This window comes from Chryseobacterium sp. S0630, from assembly GCF_024158915.1.
Lineage (GTDB): Bacteria > Bacteroidota > Bacteroidia > Flavobacteriales > Weeksellaceae > Chryseobacterium.
This window is the reverse complement of sequence record NZ_JAMZGF010000006.1, coordinates 119,505-135,469: the sequence shown is the minus strand read 5'-3', so window position 1 is coordinate 135,469 and position 15,965 is coordinate 119,505. Positions and strand designations below refer to the sequence as shown.

16 protein-coding genes are annotated in these 15,965 nt (G+C 35.3%); 8 read left to right on the top strand and 8 right to left on the bottom strand.

Annotation, left to right across the window (positions count from 1 at the left end):
- Nucleotides 1-59: 59 nt before the first annotated feature.
- On the bottom strand, nucleotides 60-1,346 hold the full coding sequence (locus NK356_RS04680) for an N-acetylmuramoyl-L-alanine amidase (protein WP_185103663.1): 1,287 nt from the start codon (nucleotides 1,344-1,346) through the stop codon (nucleotides 60-62).
- Between the two features lie 53 nt (nucleotides 1,347-1,399).
- On the opposite strand from NK356_RS04680, the gene NK356_RS04675 reads away from it, so the two are divergent.
- The 3 genes from NK356_RS04675 to NK356_RS04665 all read left to right on the top strand — a co-directional run bounded on the left by NK356_RS04675 (nucleotide 1,400) and on the right by NK356_RS04665 (nucleotide 4,964).
- Nucleotides 1,400-3,985: a putative LPS assembly protein LptD gene (locus NK356_RS04675; protein WP_253316348.1), complete on the top strand. Its 2,586-nt coding sequence runs from the start codon at nucleotides 1,400-1,402 to the stop codon at nucleotides 3,983-3,985.
- A gap of 143 nt (nucleotides 3,986-4,128) precedes the next feature.
- Entirely contained in the window at nucleotides 4,129-4,509 is a 381-nt protein-coding gene (locus NK356_RS04670; protein ID WP_034694591.1) for a RidA family protein, read from the top strand.
- Nucleotides 4,509-4,964 carry a hypothetical protein gene (locus tag NK356_RS04665; protein ID WP_034694594.1) on the top strand — a complete coding sequence of 152 codons (456 nt, stop codon included), beginning with the start codon at nucleotides 4,509-4,511 and terminating at the stop codon, nucleotides 4,962-4,964. Before NK356_RS04670 ends, NK356_RS04665 begins: the two co-directional genes overlap by 1 nt.
- Before the next feature lie 70 nt (nucleotides 4,965-5,034).
- Here NK356_RS04665 and NK356_RS04660 read toward each other — a convergent pair whose 3' ends face one another.
- Nucleotides 5,035-5,604 (bottom strand): N-acetyltransferase, encoded by a 570-nt coding sequence (locus NK356_RS04660; RefSeq protein WP_253316347.1) that lies wholly within the window; start codon nucleotides 5,602-5,604, stop codon nucleotides 5,035-5,037.
- Between the two features lie 176 nt (nucleotides 5,605-5,780).
- On the bottom strand, nucleotides 5,781-7,310 hold the full coding sequence (locus NK356_RS04655; protein ID WP_253316346.1) for a trypsin-like peptidase domain-containing protein: 1,530 nt from the start codon (nucleotides 7,308-7,310) through the stop codon (nucleotides 5,781-5,783).
- A 339-nt stretch (nucleotides 7,311-7,649) separates the two neighbouring features.
- Between NK356_RS04655 and NK356_RS04650 the strand changes: the two genes are divergently transcribed.
- The 4 genes from NK356_RS04650 to NK356_RS04635 are packed head-to-tail and all read left to right on the top strand — an operon-like array spanning nucleotide 7,650 to nucleotide 11,124.
- A complete protein-coding gene (locus tag NK356_RS04650) occupies nucleotides 7,650-9,011 on the top strand; it encodes a rhodanese-related sulfurtransferase (protein WP_253316345.1) in 1,362 nt (453 codons plus the stop codon).
- A 57-nt stretch (nucleotides 9,012-9,068) separates the two neighbouring features.
- Nucleotides 9,069-10,313 (top strand): peptidase U32 family protein, encoded by a 1,245-nt coding sequence (locus tag NK356_RS04645; RefSeq protein ID WP_253316344.1) that lies wholly within the window; start codon nucleotides 9,069-9,071, stop codon nucleotides 10,311-10,313.
- Nucleotides 10,313-10,543, top strand: coding sequence for a ferredoxin (locus NK356_RS04640; RefSeq protein ID WP_034694606.1), 231 nt, complete (start codon nucleotides 10,313-10,315; stop codon nucleotides 10,541-10,543). The genes NK356_RS04645 and NK356_RS04640 overlap by 1 nt, the downstream gene beginning before the upstream one ends.
- A 5-nt stretch (nucleotides 10,544-10,548) precedes the next feature.
- Nucleotides 10,549-11,124: a 5-formyltetrahydrofolate cyclo-ligase gene (locus NK356_RS04635; RefSeq protein WP_253316343.1), complete on the top strand. Its 576-nt coding sequence runs from the start codon at nucleotides 10,549-10,551 to the stop codon at nucleotides 11,122-11,124.
- On the opposite strand, the gene NK356_RS04630 is transcribed toward NK356_RS04635, so the two are convergent.
- Entirely contained in the window at nucleotides 11,073-11,654 is a 582-nt protein-coding gene (locus NK356_RS04630; RefSeq protein WP_034694612.1) for a hypothetical protein, read from the bottom strand. The two genes, NK356_RS04635 and NK356_RS04630, sit on opposite strands and share 52 nt — an antisense overlap.
- Nucleotides 11,638-12,819 (bottom strand): hypothetical protein, encoded by a 1,182-nt coding sequence (locus NK356_RS04625; RefSeq protein WP_253316342.1) that lies wholly within the window; start codon nucleotides 12,817-12,819, stop codon nucleotides 11,638-11,640. Before NK356_RS04625 ends, NK356_RS04630 begins: the two co-directional genes overlap by 17 nt.
- Nucleotides 12,820-13,002: 183 nt before the next feature.
- On the opposite strand from NK356_RS04625, the gene NK356_RS04620 reads away from it, so the two are divergent.
- Nucleotides 13,003-13,332: a hypothetical protein gene (locus NK356_RS04620; RefSeq protein ID WP_034694620.1), complete on the top strand. Its 330-nt coding sequence runs from the start codon at nucleotides 13,003-13,005 to the stop codon at nucleotides 13,330-13,332.
- 116 nt (nucleotides 13,333-13,448) lie between these two features.
- Here NK356_RS04620 and NK356_RS04615 read toward each other — a convergent pair whose 3' ends face one another.
- The 3 genes from NK356_RS04615 to NK356_RS04605 all read right to left on the bottom strand — a co-directional run bounded on the left by NK356_RS04615 (nucleotide 13,449) and on the right by NK356_RS04605 (nucleotide 15,958).
- Nucleotides 13,449-14,216 (bottom strand): RNA methyltransferase, encoded by a 768-nt coding sequence (locus NK356_RS04615; RefSeq protein WP_034694622.1) that lies wholly within the window; start codon nucleotides 14,214-14,216, stop codon nucleotides 13,449-13,451.
- A gap of 20 nt (nucleotides 14,217-14,236) precedes the next feature.
- Nucleotides 14,237-15,028, bottom strand: coding sequence for a CPBP family intramembrane glutamic endopeptidase (locus NK356_RS04610; RefSeq protein WP_253316341.1), 792 nt, complete (start codon nucleotides 15,026-15,028; stop codon nucleotides 14,237-14,239).
- A 90-nt stretch (nucleotides 15,029-15,118) separates the two neighbouring features.
- On the bottom strand, nucleotides 15,119-15,958 hold the full coding sequence (locus NK356_RS04605; protein ID WP_034694628.1) for a LytTR family DNA-binding domain-containing protein: 840 nt from the start codon (nucleotides 15,956-15,958) through the stop codon (nucleotides 15,119-15,121).
- Nucleotides 15,959-15,965 lie beyond the last annotated feature (7 nt).

Here is a 15,965-nt window from a genome sequence, read left to right as displayed (position 1 = left end):
AATTTTGAGGTTGCAAAAGTAGGAATTAACTTTTAAACTTCAAAATTATTTTTTTTGATTTATTTGTAGACCTTTTGTATCACAGTATTTTTGACACCTTTAGCTTCAAGTTCCTTTTGAAGTTTTACAGCATCTTCCAATGTATATACTTTTCCATAGGTGTAGTAAAATACACCATTGTCCTTATTTCGTTCCACATCTTTTAAATTCTGGAGGATATAAGAATTGCCATTCAGCTTATCGCCAGCATACACTTCGATCGTATAATATCCCATACTGATTCTCTGATTCGGCATAAATCCTACAGCAAATGCATTTCTGAAACCTGCATCTTTCGCTGTTTTAAGATTAATATCTTTTACCGAAGCCATATTGGTTACAGCATAATAATACTTGTATTGTCCGTTTTCTTTAAGCGTAAGAATATAGTTCAGACCTTTCAGGGCAGGATCATTTTCATTGTATTTCGTAGGAGAACTCATCAATAGAATTCTGAAATCATTTTTCAAAGGAACTTCTGCAGGCTTTTCAGGTTCAGGCTTTCTGACTGCAATAGAACCTCCGGATTTTCTGTCAACTGCTTTTTTATAATCAATGATAGCATTATAGATACTTTCTGCAATTTCACTCTGTCCTTTGTCTGAAGCAATATAGTGGCTTTCTTCAGGATGGTTGATGAAACCTGTTTCTATCAGTACAGATGGCATGGCATTCATACGGAGAACGTGAAGGTTTTTCTGAAAAACACCTCTTGAAGATCTTTTATCTTTATTAACAAAGTTATCTTCAACCAATCCTCCCAAAAGAAGACTTGATTCCAGATACTTACTTTGCTGAAGCTTCAGGGCAATTAATGACTCCGGAGAATCAGGATTATAAGAACCAAAGGTTTGCTTATCTTTTTCATCCAGGAAGATTACATCATTTTCCCTTTTGGCTACTTCAAGATTTTCGTTATTCTGGTTGGGGCCCTGTACATAAGTTTCAGTTCCATAGGCTGTAGGTCTTTGGGAAGAATTACAGTGAATGGATACAAAAAGGTCAGCCTTGCTTCTGTTGGCCAGATTGGTTCTATCAGATAGAGAAGGGTATTCGTCAATTTTACGGGTATATATTACTTTGAAATCTCTGTTTTTCTCTAACATGGCACCTACTTTTAACGTAATGGCAAGTGTAATGTCTTTTTCTGCGACTCTTCCAATGTCGGAATATGTCCTGTTGGCTCCATGATCACTTCCTCCGTGTCCCGCATCCAGAACGATAGTAAACTTCTTTTGAGAGAAAATAAAGTTACTGGTTAGGATAAGGAGAAATGATAAAATTATTTTAAAATTTTGTTTGTGCATCTTACAGTTATAAAAATTATATTAATTTTGGGCCTTAATTATATAGTATAAAATTGGCCAAAACCGTCTTCAAAAATATATTACAAATTTTAATTATCCTAATTTTTAACAATTTTTTAGCACAGAAAACTCCTGAAAAATTGCCTAAAAATGCGGTTAATGATACTATTTCCAAAAAGGATACCATAGTTGTAAAAAAAGAACCCTTAAATGATGTTCTTCGTACAAAAGCGGATGATCAGAGGAGAGATGTCCCTAAAAAGATGACATTCCTGAACAAAAATGCTCAGGTAAAATATCAGGATATGCAGATTGATGCAGATTATATCTCTATTGATGATAACAAAAATCTGATCTATGCGCGAGGAAAACAGGACTCTTTAGGGAAAATTGTAGAACCTGTAATTACTACGCAGGCCGGAAAAAAATACGAAACCAACGAGTTCAGCTATAATACAAAAACAAAACAGGCTATCGCTTTCAATGCGAGAACAGAAGAAAGTGAAGGGGTAATTATAGCTCAGAAGACTAAAAAATATAATGACTCCGTATTCGCAATGAGAAAAGCGGATTATACAACGGATGATTATTTCATTAAGAAAAAAGATACGGCAGCGGATTATTTTATGAGAGCTTATAATATTAAGCTGATTAAAACCAAAACAAAATCCCAGATCGTTACAGGTCCTATTCAGATGTTTATCGAGCAGGTACCTACACCGCTTTACCTTCCGTTTGCTATTTTACCGTTTTCAGATAAAAGGGCTGCAGGTATTCTGATCCCGAGTTTCGGGGAAAGGGAAGATGTAGGTTTCTTCCTGAACGGGATTGGATATTATCAACCTATTGGAGAACATTTTGACCTTAAGGTTTTAGCAGATATTTATACAAAAGGAAGCTGGAACTTACGTCCTCAGGTGAATTACCAGAAAAAATACCGTTACTCAGGAAACTTTACTGCAGATGTTGGTACTATGGTAAGAGGGATTAAAGGTTTGGATGATTATACTAAAAACAGTACCTATAGAATCAACTGGACACACTCACAGGATTCTAAGGCCAATCCTTTCCTTACATTCAGTGCTTCTGTGGATATTGTAAGTACAAAGTTCTATAATAACCCACTTAATAACAACTACATTTTCAATCAGAATGTATTGAATACTCAGCAGAATTCTACGGTAACCCTTACCAAAAGATTCCTGAAACTTCCGATGACTATTACAGGAACGGCTTCTTATTCTCAAAACTTTGCCACAGGATTGGCAGACCTTCGTCTTCCACAGATGAACGTAGCCATCAACCAGTTCTATTTATTTAAATCAAAAACAGGAATAAGACAGGGACTTCTTGAAAATATTACGGTAAATACAGGATTCAATCTTACCAATTTCGTAAACACTCAGGAGAATGAGCTGTTTAAAAAAGAAATGTGGGATAAAATGCAGACAGGACTTAAAAACAATATTGCATTAGCTACCAATACAACATTGGCAAAATATTTCACTTTCAGTTTAAGTGCCAATATCGACAATGCTTTGACAACAAAAACGTTGAACAGATATTATGATCCGATAAAGAATGTAACAGTTGATGAGATCAATAAAAACTTTACGGGATATTCTACATTCTCAACTTCTGCAAGTCTTCAGACAACGCTTTTTGGAATGATGAAATTCAAAAAAGGATCTACAGTAGAAGCGGTGAGACATATGATGACTCCGAGTTTGAGTTTTACTTATTCTCCAGACTTTTCAAGTCCTAATTTCGGATATTACAGAAATTATTATAATGCAACCGGAGCGTTGACGCCATATTCTATTTTTGAAAAAGGAATCATCGGAAGCCCACAAAGTGGAATGCAGGGTGCTCTAGGTTTCAATATCGGAAACAATATCGAAATGAAAGTAAAGTCTAAAAGTGATTCTACAGGAGTAAAGAAAATCAAAATTTTTGAATCTTTAAACCTTGCGGGAAGCTATAACTTTGCTGCTAAAGACCATCCTTGGTCTGTATTTTCAATCAACGGACAATCTTCTTTCTTTAATAATAAACTTACTGTAAATACCAGTCTTGCATTAGAACCTTATAAAATTGACTTCTCATCAGGACAGGATACCGGAGTAAGAACAGAACAGTTTGGGCACTTCAGTGTACAGGGATTCAATGTTCAGTTGTCTTATCCTTTGAGCAGTGAGATTTTTGGAGAGAAGACAGATTATGCAAAGAAATATTCGTCGAAAGGAGAGGTCCGAAACGAAAATTATTATTTTGATGATGATCATTATGCTCACTTTGATCAGGCATGGACATTAAATATCAGTGCCAACTACGCTTATTCCAAAGGGCTAAGCAAATTTGCCAACAAAATAGCATCCATAGGATTGGATGGTAGTATCAAGCTGACTCCTTACTGGAATATCAACGGAAGTACCCATTATGACATGGTGACTAAAGAATTGGCATATACAAGGATCGGTTTTTCAAGAGATCAGCGAAGTTTTACCATCAATTTCAACTGGGTTCCTTTTGGACAGTATAAAGTATATGACTTCTTTATTGGGATCAAAGCCAATATCTTAAGTGATGCACTGAAGTATAAAGACAGAAGCTTTACCCAGCCAAATGCACCTTTCTAATATCAGATTGGCATTTGAGAATATAAATTTTATATTTGCAACCAAAATAAATTCTAATGAAATCACTGCAAAGAAGATTTTCTTATCAAAGAATACCGGAAATAGTGATTACATATAACCATAGAAAAAAATAAATATCCGCTATGAAACAAATAATCAACACAGTTAATGCACCTGCAGCTATCGGACCTTATTCACAAGCTAATATGGCCAACGGAGTTTTGTATATCTCCGGACAGATTCCTGTAGATCCTGCAACTGGTAAATTGGTAGAAGGAATTGAAAAAGAAACGCACCAGGTAATGAAAAACCTTGAAGCGATTCTTACTGAAGCCGGCATGACTTTCAAAAACGTTGTAAAAGCTACTATCTTCCTTAAGAGTATGGATGATTTTGCTGTAATGAACGATATCTATGCATCTTACTTAGATTCAGAAAGCTATCCTGCCCGTGAAACAGTACAGGTTTCATGTTTGCCTAAAAATGTGGATATCGAAATTTCTATGATTGCACATCAGGATTAATGAACTTTATAAGAAATACAATTGCGGTTCTGATAGGTCTTGGTATTGCAGGGCTTATTATTACTCTTGGTATAAGGGCTTTTCCGCAATGGGTAACTTTTGAGGCTTTTGCTCCGTTTGAGCACTGGCAAAGGTTTCTTTTCAGCATGAAAGATGATAAGGCATTTTTCGGTTTCCTTTTGTTTATTTCCGGATTAGGAACTACCATTGGGGGAGTGGCGACAGCTATTATCGTTAAATATGCTAAAGTAGCCTATGCTATTCTGATTGGCTTTATTATGCTTTTTATTGCCATGTTGGATGTTATTATTTTTCCATATCATCCTACATTTTATAAGATCTCCATTTTCCTTACATTCTTTCCGTTTTCCTGGATTGGAGGTAAGATTGTAGAAGTGATCTACGAAAGAAATAAAAAGAAAAGTATCGCTGATAAAATGAACAAGTCTAAATAAATAATAAAAAAACGCTGCAGATTTCTGCAGCGTTTTTTGTTGATATGAAAAGCATTAATACATTTCCTTATTAAACATATTTCAAAAAATAAAGAGGATAATCCAACTCAAAAGTTTCATGGAAAATGGTAAATCCATTTTGTTGATAGAAGGTTCTATTTTCTAATGTTGTTGTTTCAACATATACAAGATCGTTCTCATATTTATTCATAGATTCCTTTAAAAGTTTTGTACCTATTCCTTTTCCCTGTTCACCGGGAACTACAGCCATTAACCATAAATGAACAAATTTTTCTTCCGGATGAAACTTTGCTAAGAGTTTTTCTCGTTGTAAAACTTTAAAGATATTTTCAATTCCAATACAATTGAACAGTAATTTTATTTCAAGCCAGATTTTTTTTAAACTGAATTGGAATTTATCTAAGTATAAAATACATCCTTTGTGATCATCACTAAGAAATATACTTCCATTTAGTATTGATAAATCGAATTGAAACTCCATCAATGCTTTCAATCTTTTATATCTGTTACCAGAATTCGTTATAACAAAGTTGATAGAATTAGGAATAAGAACATTGATGAAAGCCTGGCATAAAATATTAACGACTTTTTCTCTATCCTTATAGGTGGCTTTTTTCATGCATTTTTTGCTTTTTCAAATATATGAAAAATAGAATTATTATATATTGTTAATCAGTGTTTTGTGTGGTTTTCATTAGTTTCTGCATTGAGTTTAATTATCTTATTTTTTTTCATAAAAAAACCATTCTTAAGTAAGAATGGTTAGCTTTTTTAATGTTAAATCAAAAAAATCAATTAAGGCATTTTAAACCCTTTTGTATAAATTCTTCCGTAATCATCCACAAATTTCACCTGTACATTCCCCTGGTATTTTTCAAGAGTTTTTTCAACATCTTTCTGTGAATTGACAGGTTTGCCATTGACTTCAATAATGATATAGTTGTCTACGATTCCGATTTTAGCCATTTCGCTGCCCTCAGACACGTTTTTAGCCACTACACCACTGTTCAGTCCGTATTCTGTTTTGAAACGCTCTGTAAGAGGATCAAATTCAGCTCCGATTTTTTCAGTTACAGTAAGATCTGCTTTCGTTCTTGTTGAAGTACCTCCTTTCTGGTCTCTAAGCGTTACAGTGGTAGTACTTTCTTTACCATTTCTTGAATACGTTACCTGAACTTTATCACCAGGACGTTTGCTTCCGATAGACATGGAAAGATCCGCAAAATCTGTGATGTCGTAGTTGTCTACTTTAGTGATTACATCTCCTTTTTTCAATCCTGCATCTTCAGCGCCACTGTTTTCACCAAATCCTGTAACATAAATTCCGGAACCTACTTTCAGATTTGTTTTGAACTGCTTATTGTATGAAGTTACCAATTGATCATTCGAAAGGTCTAAAGACTGAACACCTAAGAATCCTCTCTGTACAATTCCGAATTTCTTGATATCCTCAACAATTTTTCTTGCTAAGTTCGATGGCACTGCAAATCCGTATCCCTGATAATATCCTGTAGTAGACTGAATCGCAGAGTTGATCCCGATAAGCTCTCCATTTGTATTCACCAAAGCTCCTCCAGAGTTACCTGGGTTGATGGCAGCATCCGTCTGAATGAAACTCTCAATAGGATTAGTAGCTTTTCCCTGGCTTCCAAGAATTCCGATACCTCTTCCTTTAGCAGAAACAATACCTGCTGTTACTGTAGAATTTAATCCCAATGGATTTCCTACAGCAAGAACCCATTGCCCTACATCAATATTGTCAGAATTCGCAAAATTCAGATAAGGAAGACCTTTTTCTTCAATCTTCAGTAAAGAGATATCCGTGTTAGGGTCTGTTCCAACCAAAGTTGCGATATATGATTTTTTGTTGCTTAGTACGACTTCAAGCTTATTGGCACCTGCTACCACATGGTTATTGGAAATGATATAACCGTCCGGAGAGATAATTACACCAGAACCCATTCCCGATGGCATATTATCAGGAGCCTGCTGCTGTTTCTGTCTCTGCTGGCCTCTTCCTCCGAAAGGATCTCCGAAGAAGAAGTCAAACAAATCCTGTTCTGAAGCTCTGCTTGCTGTTCTGCTTTGGTAATTTTTAATGGTAACTACAGCCGGAACAGTTGTCTTAGCTGCTTTTACGAAATCATCACCTACTGCTCCCGTGTTCATTCCTGCGAATGAAGTATTGGGTGCTGCTGTTGTGAAATAAGATTGATCTCCATTGTTGGAGCTATGTCCGAAATATTGTAAAGCTCCAACGGTAGTAGCTCCGGAAATGACTCCAACTACTGCAAATGGTAATAGTTTTTTTAAAGTACTCTTCATTGTATATCTTTCTTGTTTATTAATTAATTTCTTTTTTATGTTTTTGAGTAAACAAATTTAATGTTAAATAAGTAAGCAATTAGTATGCTATGTTTCAATTTTAACTAAAATTTAACGGCTATTATATCATTTTATGCCTTATGTCATAATTGTTAATGCCATAGTTAACAAAACTTAAAAAAAAATTAAAGAAAATATGGCAGACTTATGATATAAAGTAAGCTTTTTTTCTTTGCTGGTCGTTAATTACTTTGTGTCTGTGATTTGTATCATAAATATACTTAATTCAAAAATACTTATCTTTGCAAAAATTTTATTCTCACTTAAAACGTTTATAGCATGCAACTGTATAACACCTTAAGCGCAGAAGAAAGAGCTCAACTTATTGATGAAGCCGGTAAAGACCGTCTTACTTTGTCTTTCTATGCGTATGCCAAAATCGAAGACCCAAAAAAATTTCGCGACGAATTATTTATAGCCTGGAATGCACTTGATGCGCTTGGCCGTATTTATGTTGCTAAAGAAGGAATCAATGCTCAGATGAGTGTTCCTGCTGATCAGTTTGAGGCTTTTCGTAATACGCTGGAAGTATATGACTTCATGAAAGGAATCCGTTTGAACGTAGCGGTAGACCAGGACAATTATTCTTTTTTAAAATTAACCATAAAAGTCAGAAACAAAATTGTTGCTGACGGTTTGAATGACGAAACTTTTGATGTTACCAATAAAGGAATTCACTTAAAAGCTCAGGAATTCAATAATTTATTAGAAGATCCGAATACCATTGTCGTAGATTTTAGAAATCACTACGAAAGTGAAGTAGGACATTTCGAAGGAGCCATTACACCGGATGTGGAAAATTTCAGAGAAAGTTTACCAATCATTAACGAACAGCTTCAGGATTTTAAAGAAGATAAAAATCTTTTGATGTACTGTACCGGAGGAATCCGTTGCGAGAAAGCCAGTGCTTATTTCAAACATCAGGGTTTCAAAAATGTTTACCAATTAGAAGGAGGTATCATTGAATATACACGCCAGATAAAAGAAGAAGGAATAGAGAGTAAGTTTATCGGTAAAAACTTTGTATTTGACCACCGTTTAGGGGAGAGAATTACAGATGATATTATTTCACAGTGCCACCAGTGTGGAAAACCTTGTGATAACCATACGAACTGTGCAAACGATGCTTGTCACCTTTTGTTTATCCAATGTGACGAATGTAAAGCGGCAATGGAAAACTGCTGTTCTACGCAATGTCTGGATACAATCCATTTACCTTGGGATGAGCAGGTGAAATTAAGAAAAGGACTTCAGGTTGGAAATAAAGTATTCAGAAAAGGAAAATCTGATGCCTTGAAATTCAAAAATTCCGGAGATTTATCAGATAAACCTTTAGCAAAAGCTGAAACTAAAAATATCCGTCAAAAGATTGCTGTCAAAAAAGAATTGATTGGAAAGGCAGAGCATTACTACTCAAAATCAAAGATTGCACAGTTTTTAATTGAGAATAAAGATCTGTCCATAGGTGATAAAGTATTAATTTCCGGTCCAACAACGGGAGAGCAGGAAGTTACTATTACTGAAATCTACGCTAATGGAGGTCCTTGCGAAACTGCAAAACCAGGAGATCAGATTACTTTTGCATTACCATTCAGAGTTCGCTTATCTGATAAGCTGTACAGAATTGTGCAAAATGCATAATTCAGAGCTTTCAGTAAATTATTTCTGTTTTAATAACCTAGTAATTCCGGACTCAAAATGACCAAAAACGGAACAATAGAATTGATGTCTCCTGCAGGAGATTTCATATCACTTCAGGCAGCTATAGATAATGGAGCAGACTCTGTCTATTTTGGGGTTGAGCAGCTCAATATGCGTGCCAGAGCAACAATGAACTTTACCATTGATGATCTGCCGGAAATTGCCGGAAGATGTGCTGAAAAAGGAGTAAGAACGTATCTTACCCTTAATACCATCATCTATGATCACGATCTTTCTATCGTCAGAACACTTCTCGATAAAGCGAAAGAGGCAGGTCTTACGGCAGTAATTGCAATGGATCAGGCTGTCATCTCATATGCAAGACAAATTGGCATGGAGGTGCATATTTCTACTCAGATTAATATCACCAATATTGAAACGGTAAAATTCTATGCTCTTTTTGCTGATACAATGGTAATGAGCCGTGAACTAAGCATCAGCCAGATCAAAAAAATCTGCACCCAGATTGAAAAAGATCAGGTAAAAGGACCTTCCGGTAATCTTGTTGAAGTGGAAATTTTCGGACATGGTGCCTTATGCATGGCTGTATCCGGGAAATGTTATCTAAGCCTCCATTCCCATAATTCTTCTGCAAACAGAGGCGCCTGCAAGCAGAACTGCCGGAAAAAATATACGGTAATTGATCAGGAGTCGGGTTTTGAAATCGAACTTGACAACGAATATATGATGTCTCCTAAAGACCTGTGTACGATTGGTTTCCTGGATCAGATTGTGGATACCGGCGTGAAAGTATTGAAGGTAGAAGGAAGAGGAAGGGCTCCGGAATATGTAGCGACAGTTACAAAATGCTATAGGGAAGCAATCGACAGTATTGCCGAAGGAACATTTTCTCAGGAAAAAGTGGATGAATGGATGAAACTTCTGGAGACCGTCTACAACAGAGGTTTCTGGAGTGGATATTATCTTGGCCAGGAGCTGGGTGAGTGGTCTTCAAACTCAGGTTCCGGTGCAACACAAAAGAAAGTATATATCGGAAAAGGACGGCACTTTTATCCGAAAGCCAATATCGCAGAGTTTGTGGTTGAAGCGTATGATATTTCTGTAGGAGACAATGTGCTTATACAGGGACCTACTACAGGATCGCAGGAAATGATTATCGAAAGCATGATGGTTGATGAGAAGGAAGGAGCAGACAAGGCCACAAAATCTGATGTGATTACTTTTCCTACGAAGTTCCGTATACGCCCAAGTGACAAATTATATAAAATTGTGAAAACGTAATGGTCATTGCTACACTTCAAAGAGATAAATGTATTGGGTGTAATTACTGTGTAGAATTCGCTCCCGAATATTTTAGAATGTCTAAAAAAGATGGTAAATCAGTATTGCTTAAGACCATTGATAAAAAAGGCTTCTACACGTTAAAAACACAGGACCTGGAAGCGGTTGAATATTTGGAGAGAGCGGCCAACGCCTGTCCTGTGAAAATTATTTCTGTAAGAATCACATAATCATTATGCTGAAAGCTGAGCTTAGAAAAAAATATACTCAAAAAAGAAAGGCCTTGTCTACCGATGAGGCCTTCCAGTTATCTCAAAAGATTTTTGAGAATTTCATCCGGTATTTCCGTCCGGAAGAATCTGAGAAAGTGCACGTTTTCATCCCGATTCCGGCAAGAAAAGAAATTGATACCCAAATCTTCATTCAATACTTTTTAGCACAGAATATCCGTGTTTATGTGCCTAAAATTGTGGGTGATAAACTTATTAATATCGAAATTTCTGAAGACACTCTTTTTGAAACCAACAGCTGGGGGATTTCAGAACCTGTTTCCAATGAAGATTCTGGTGAAAATGCATTTGATTATGTGATTACACCTCTTTTATACTGTGATCAAAAAGGAAATCGGGTAGGGTACGGCAAAGGATTTTATGATGGCTTGTTTCAAAATATATCTGAAGAGACAAAAAAAATCGGAGTCAATTACTTTGACCCCGATGAATATGTGGATGATGTCTGGGAAAATGATGTTCCCCTTGACTATTTGGTTACTCCTACTGAAGTACTGTCTTTCTTAAGCGGTTTGGAATAAAAATCCAAAAAGTAAAATTTAAATTCCTTTTTAAGCTTGGAAGTAGAAAGCAGGATATACTGTGCATTCTTTTCAAAGCTTCCCAGCGACTTATTTTTATTGTCAAAGTATTCTACATTGAACTTGGCATAGTCTAATGTATCCTTTTTATAAAACTCTTTATAAACATTCAGATTGCTCACCTTGGCTGTTTTTGCTTTCATGCTGTCAAGCTCTTTCAGCAATGTTTTGAAGGTAAGAGAGTCCGGTTTGTGGAAATAACTTTCCATTTGTGAATAAATCACGGTATCTATTTCTGTATTTCTGTTTCCGCTAAGATATAAGGTAGACAGATCAAGAAGCTCCTGAACTTTCTGTTTGGTGATGGAATTAATCGCCTGCATACTATCCATCTGTACGGCAGGATAGCTTTTTTCATTGTTGCTGTTTCGTAGTTTATCGAGGTCGCTCACCTCTGAGGTCTTATTATTACAGGCAATAAATAACGTCAGAAGCACGGTGAAAATTAAAAAATTACTTATTCTTTTCATCTGTGGTAGCAATTTTAAATTTGATGGATACAATTTTACCTTTGTTATCCTTTTTCATTTCTATTACATTCAGGTTTTTCAGAGAGGTCGTTGGTGTGGTTACCAGAGTGATGTATTTCTGCTTATTCAGGCTTTCTATACCATAAGTGTCATTATCATATACCTGATAGATTACCGCATTGTTACTGATCAGGTTCTCCAGCTGGTTTCTCTTCTGCTTAATAAGAGCAACCTGCTCATCGGGATTTCCTCCTTTGATATCTTTGATAGAGAAATAATAGACAGCCATCTTATAATCATCCGGCTTTAGTTCTATTTTTTCTTCTTCCGGGGCATTTTCAAGATTTCTGTTCACTTCCAGAGGCTCGTAGAAAGGAGCACTGATTCGCATTTTTAAATTTTTATCTTTGGTAGAATAATAAAAGCATTCACCAGGTTTTATTTTGTACATCAGTGGAGATTCATTTTCTTTCACTACCATTATTTCTAAGGTATTGATTACAGAAACTCCTCTGTCTTTGTCAATGAAGCAATATTTGTAAGTTTTTGAAAAAAGTACATCTTTAAATCCAAGGATACCAGTAATGGTAATCAAAACTGAAGTGACAAGTGCCCATGCATTCTTTTTGAAGAAATTTTTCTTAGGCGAAACCGATGAAATTTCAACTTCATTTGTGGTAGTCTTGTTTTGTGTAATTTGTTGATTTTCAGTATTTGATTTTTGTAAATCAGTGTTTTCTGGGGTCCTTATTTCAACTTTTTTAGGTTGAAATTCAATTTTTGGAAGTTCTGGAGCTTCAGAAACTGTTTTTTCAAGTTCATCGAGATCTTCGTCGTCAAAATTTTCATTTTCCTGAAGTAATTCACCCGCAAAAAGATGCTGCTTTTTGAAATCGTACCATGAGTTGTAACCTGCATAAATACTCAATAAATTGAGCATGTCTATTCTTGGTAGTTTAGTAACCGGTGAAGTTTTAAAGTAGGTGTAAAATGATTTTTCACTGATGTTACCTTTCGCTTTTTTTCGAAGGTCTTCCTGAAAATATATAATATCTATACCCTTCCACTTGGATATGTCATCCTGCGAAGGGGTATATTCTTTTAAGTATTGACCCTGAACATCCTTTTTTAGCTGTTCAAAGTGTAATAGATCTAAATCTGTCAATTTTTCAAAAAATAATTAAATTGTTGATTATCAGCTATGTTTTTTTGTAAAACTATTTTACAAAGGTATTACAATTATTTTTCATAGACAAATTTTCTAACTGCTCTACCTTTGTCTTGTTCAAATAACAGAACAGAAGAAAATTTTATAAAACAATATTAACAAAATTAAATTTAATTTATTATGAAAAAGTCATTATTCGTAGCTGCTATCGCTGCAATCTCTCTAGTTGCTTGTAAAAAAACTGAAGCTACTGCTACTGAAGGTACAACTGATTCTGCTGCTGCTACTGTAGCTGATTCTGCTGCTGTAGTTTCTGATTCAGCTGCTAAAGTTGTTGATTCTGCTGCAACTACTGCTGTAGAAGCTACTAAAGATGCTGCTGCTGCTACTACTGCTGCTGGTGCTGAAGTTGCTAAAGATGCTGCTAAAGGAGCTGCTGACGCTGCTAAAGGAGCTGCTGATGCTGCTAAAGGAGCTGCTGATGCTGCTAAAGATGCTGCTAAGAAATAATTCTAGCATACGCTTAACAATAAAAGAACCGTTTCACCCAGTGAAACGGTTTTTTTATGCTTAGTCATTGCGAGCCGAAGGCGAAGCAATCTCTATTATAAAAAGTTATATAGGATTTATCCTTTCTTCTGTTTCAAAGATTCATAACAGGTAATAGCTACCGCATTACTCAGGTTCAAAGAATCAATACTTCCAGCCATCGGAATTAAAGTGTTTTTTCCTTTTCCAATCCAGAAATCACTCAATCCTGAATGTTCCGTCCCGAATAATACTGCTGAACGCTGCTTGAAATCTCTCTTATAAAGATCTTCAGCACTTTCGTCCATAAGCGTTGTGTAGATATTGAAGCTGTTTTTTTGCAGGAATTCCAAGGTTTCTTCATTCTCAGCCTGATAGACTTCCATCCCAAAAAGGCAGCCAACACTGGATCTGATGACATTGGGATTGTAAAAATCAGTTTTCCCATCAGCAACAATCAAAGCATCCACTCCAAAAGCTTCACAACTTCTTAAAATAGCGCCAAGATTTCCTGGTTTTTCTACACCTTCAACAATAATTACCGTAGAATCTTTTTTAGGAACAAATGAAGAAAGTGAATTTTCTTTTGCATGGTAGATTCCGATAATCCCTTCAGAACTACCTCTGTAAGCTATTTTTTCATATACTTTTTCACTTACATAATGGATTTTTCCATTGGGAAGTGTTCCTTTAAAGATATTTTCAGAGATAAAGAACTCCAACGGTTCAAAATCATACTGTATGGCTCTTTCATTTTCCTGCTGGCCTTCTACTACAAAAACTTTTGATTTTTTACGAAACCTGTTGTCAGTAAGGAGCTTAGTGACATTTTTTATTTTATCGTTTTGAAAACTTTCTATCAACATGCTGCAAAATTATGCAAAATTTATGATTGAACTTCTCTGGTTTTGATAAAAAGCTTTTTCCATGTGACCTCCATTGGAGTTTTATTTTTCCTTTTATAATAGATGACCGCTAAGATCAGGACGGCAATGGATAGGAATTTATAGATATTTCCATATAGATTCCCGGAAACGTTTTCTGATACATTAAAGATTTCCCAATACAGATTCATAAAGAAATGAAGGAAGATTGCGGTCCATAAGTTGTATTCCGATTCAAAATATGCCCAGGCAAAGAATACTGATCCTAAAAATGTAATGGCAAATATCTCGGTAAGCTCTATTAAGTTCTGACTTTGGTATAAATGTACCTGTGCAAATAACAATGAACCTAATAAGGCAGATGATAAAAATCCGAGTCTGGTAAACCGATATAGTATTCCGATAAGAAAAGCTCTGAAAATAATCTCTTCAAAAAATGCTGAAGATAATGTGTTGATAAATAACGTTTCAAAATTTATTTTACTGATTATTTTAAAATGAATCACATATCCAATCAACATAGGAAGAGTACTGATAAGAGCTAAAGTGAAACCTTTGAAAATAGGTTTATCTAATGAAAACAGGTCTGAAATGTTTCTTTTTGGAAATAGAATTTTTAGCGTAACGATTAATGGGACTAAAGTCACGGAGTAAGCAATTATATGGGCTATTGCTTTACTGTGAAACAAATCTTTTGAGAAAGTCTGTATGGTTCTAAAAAAGAGAAAATCGAAGAAATAATAGGCTGTAAACCCTAGAATAAAGATGAAAAAGAAGCGGATATTTTTGCTCATGTCTGTTAATTTTGAGCAAAAATGTAGCTTTAAATCAATGCTTTCAAGTTAATGTGATCAATGACAAAGAATAGTGACGAATGACAAAAATTATGAATGCTGCTGTTGCAATTGAGGAATAATTGAAGAAATGAAACTCCTTGAAACAGGGATTTCAAAATCGATTTCAGGAAGGATTAATTTATAACCCTGAGCATTTCCTTTGAGATTTTTTACCCTTCCAAGATTGACAATATAAGAACGATGGCATTTTTTAACAGAATCTGTTTCAATTTGTTGTAAAACACTGGCTAAACTTATTCTGATCAATGTTTTTTGTACGCTATTATTCTCTAGAAAGTAAAATGTACAGTAATTTTCCATAGACTGAACGCAAAGAAAATCTTTTTCATTCATGATAAGCTCGGTATTCTGGGCTGATATTTTTAACAGATTTTGTCGTTGTTCAGAAGCTGAAACGGGAAGATGTTGAGAAATATCGAGGGCTTTCTTTTCATGAATATTCTTTAAATAGATGTACCGTGATAAAATATAGATGATTGAAACCGGAATACCGATTGCAAGAGAATATAAGAACATGTAGAAATAATTGCCAAGATCCAGTGCTACATGGCTCAAGAATAATGAATTGTAAAAATAGGATAGAACAGAGCTCAGGAATAGAATGAGAATTATTTTTAAAAACTCCGCACCAATATTCCAGTTGCTGAAACGGGAAGTCATAAGATTAGCAATAAAAAATGCCATTCCAAAAATAATGCAATAGGGGAAAAGTAGTAAAAACTTGTAAGGATGTTGGAAGTTTTCGGTGCCAAAAGGCTGAAAAATAATCAGAAACAAATAGACAGCAACTCCTGCCCCCAATGAAGAAACGAAAATTTCTTTGAAAGATTCGGATTTGGGGTATGGATATGCTGTAAATGAAAACATAAAACCT

What these genes read in the sequence shown, in the direction of transcription:
- NK356_RS04680 (WP_185103663.1), bottom strand. Translation starts at nt 1,346, where the DNA reads ATGCACAAACAAAATTTTAAAATAATTTTATCATTTCTCCTTATCCTA.
- NK356_RS04670 (WP_034694591.1), top strand. Translation starts at nt 4,129, where the DNA reads ATGAAACAAATAATCAACACAGTTAATGCACCTGCAGCTATCGGACCT.
- NK356_RS04665 (WP_034694594.1), top strand. Translation starts at nt 4,509, where the DNA reads ATGAACTTTATAAGAAATACAATTGCGGTTCTGATAGGTCTTGGTATT.
- NK356_RS04660 (WP_253316347.1), bottom strand. Translation starts at nt 5,604, where the DNA reads ATGAAAAAAGCCACCTATAAGGATAGAGAAAAAGTCGTTAATATTTTA.
- NK356_RS04655 (WP_253316346.1), bottom strand. Translation starts at nt 7,310, where the DNA reads ATGAAGAGTACTTTAAAAAAACTATTACCATTTGCAGTAGTTGGAGTC.
- NK356_RS04650 (WP_253316345.1), top strand. Translation starts at nt 7,650, where the DNA reads ATGCAACTGTATAACACCTTAAGCGCAGAAGAAAGAGCTCAACTTATT.
- NK356_RS04645 (WP_253316344.1), top strand. Translation starts at nt 9,069, where the DNA reads ATGACCAAAAACGGAACAATAGAATTGATGTCTCCTGCAGGAGATTTC.
- NK356_RS04640 (WP_034694606.1), top strand. Translation starts at nt 10,313, where the DNA reads ATGGTCATTGCTACACTTCAAAGAGATAAATGTATTGGGTGTAATTAC.
- NK356_RS04635 (WP_253316343.1), top strand. Translation starts at nt 10,549, where the DNA reads ATGCTGAAAGCTGAGCTTAGAAAAAAATATACTCAAAAAAGAAAGGCC.
- NK356_RS04630 (WP_034694612.1), bottom strand. Translation starts at nt 11,654, where the DNA reads ATGAAAAGAATAAGTAATTTTTTAATTTTCACCGTGCTTCTGACGTTA.
- NK356_RS04620 (WP_034694620.1), top strand. Translation starts at nt 13,003, where the DNA reads ATGAAAAAGTCATTATTCGTAGCTGCTATCGCTGCAATCTCTCTAGTT.
- NK356_RS04615 (WP_034694622.1), bottom strand. Translation starts at nt 14,216, where the DNA reads ATGTTGATAGAAAGTTTTCAAAACGATAAAATAAAAAATGTCACTAAG.
- NK356_RS04610 (WP_253316341.1), bottom strand. Translation starts at nt 15,028, where the DNA reads ATGAGCAAAAATATCCGCTTCTTTTTCATCTTTATTCTAGGGTTTACA.
- NK356_RS04605 (WP_034694628.1), bottom strand. Translation starts at nt 15,958, where the DNA reads ATGTTTTCATTTACAGCATATCCATACCCCAAATCCGAATCTTTCAAA.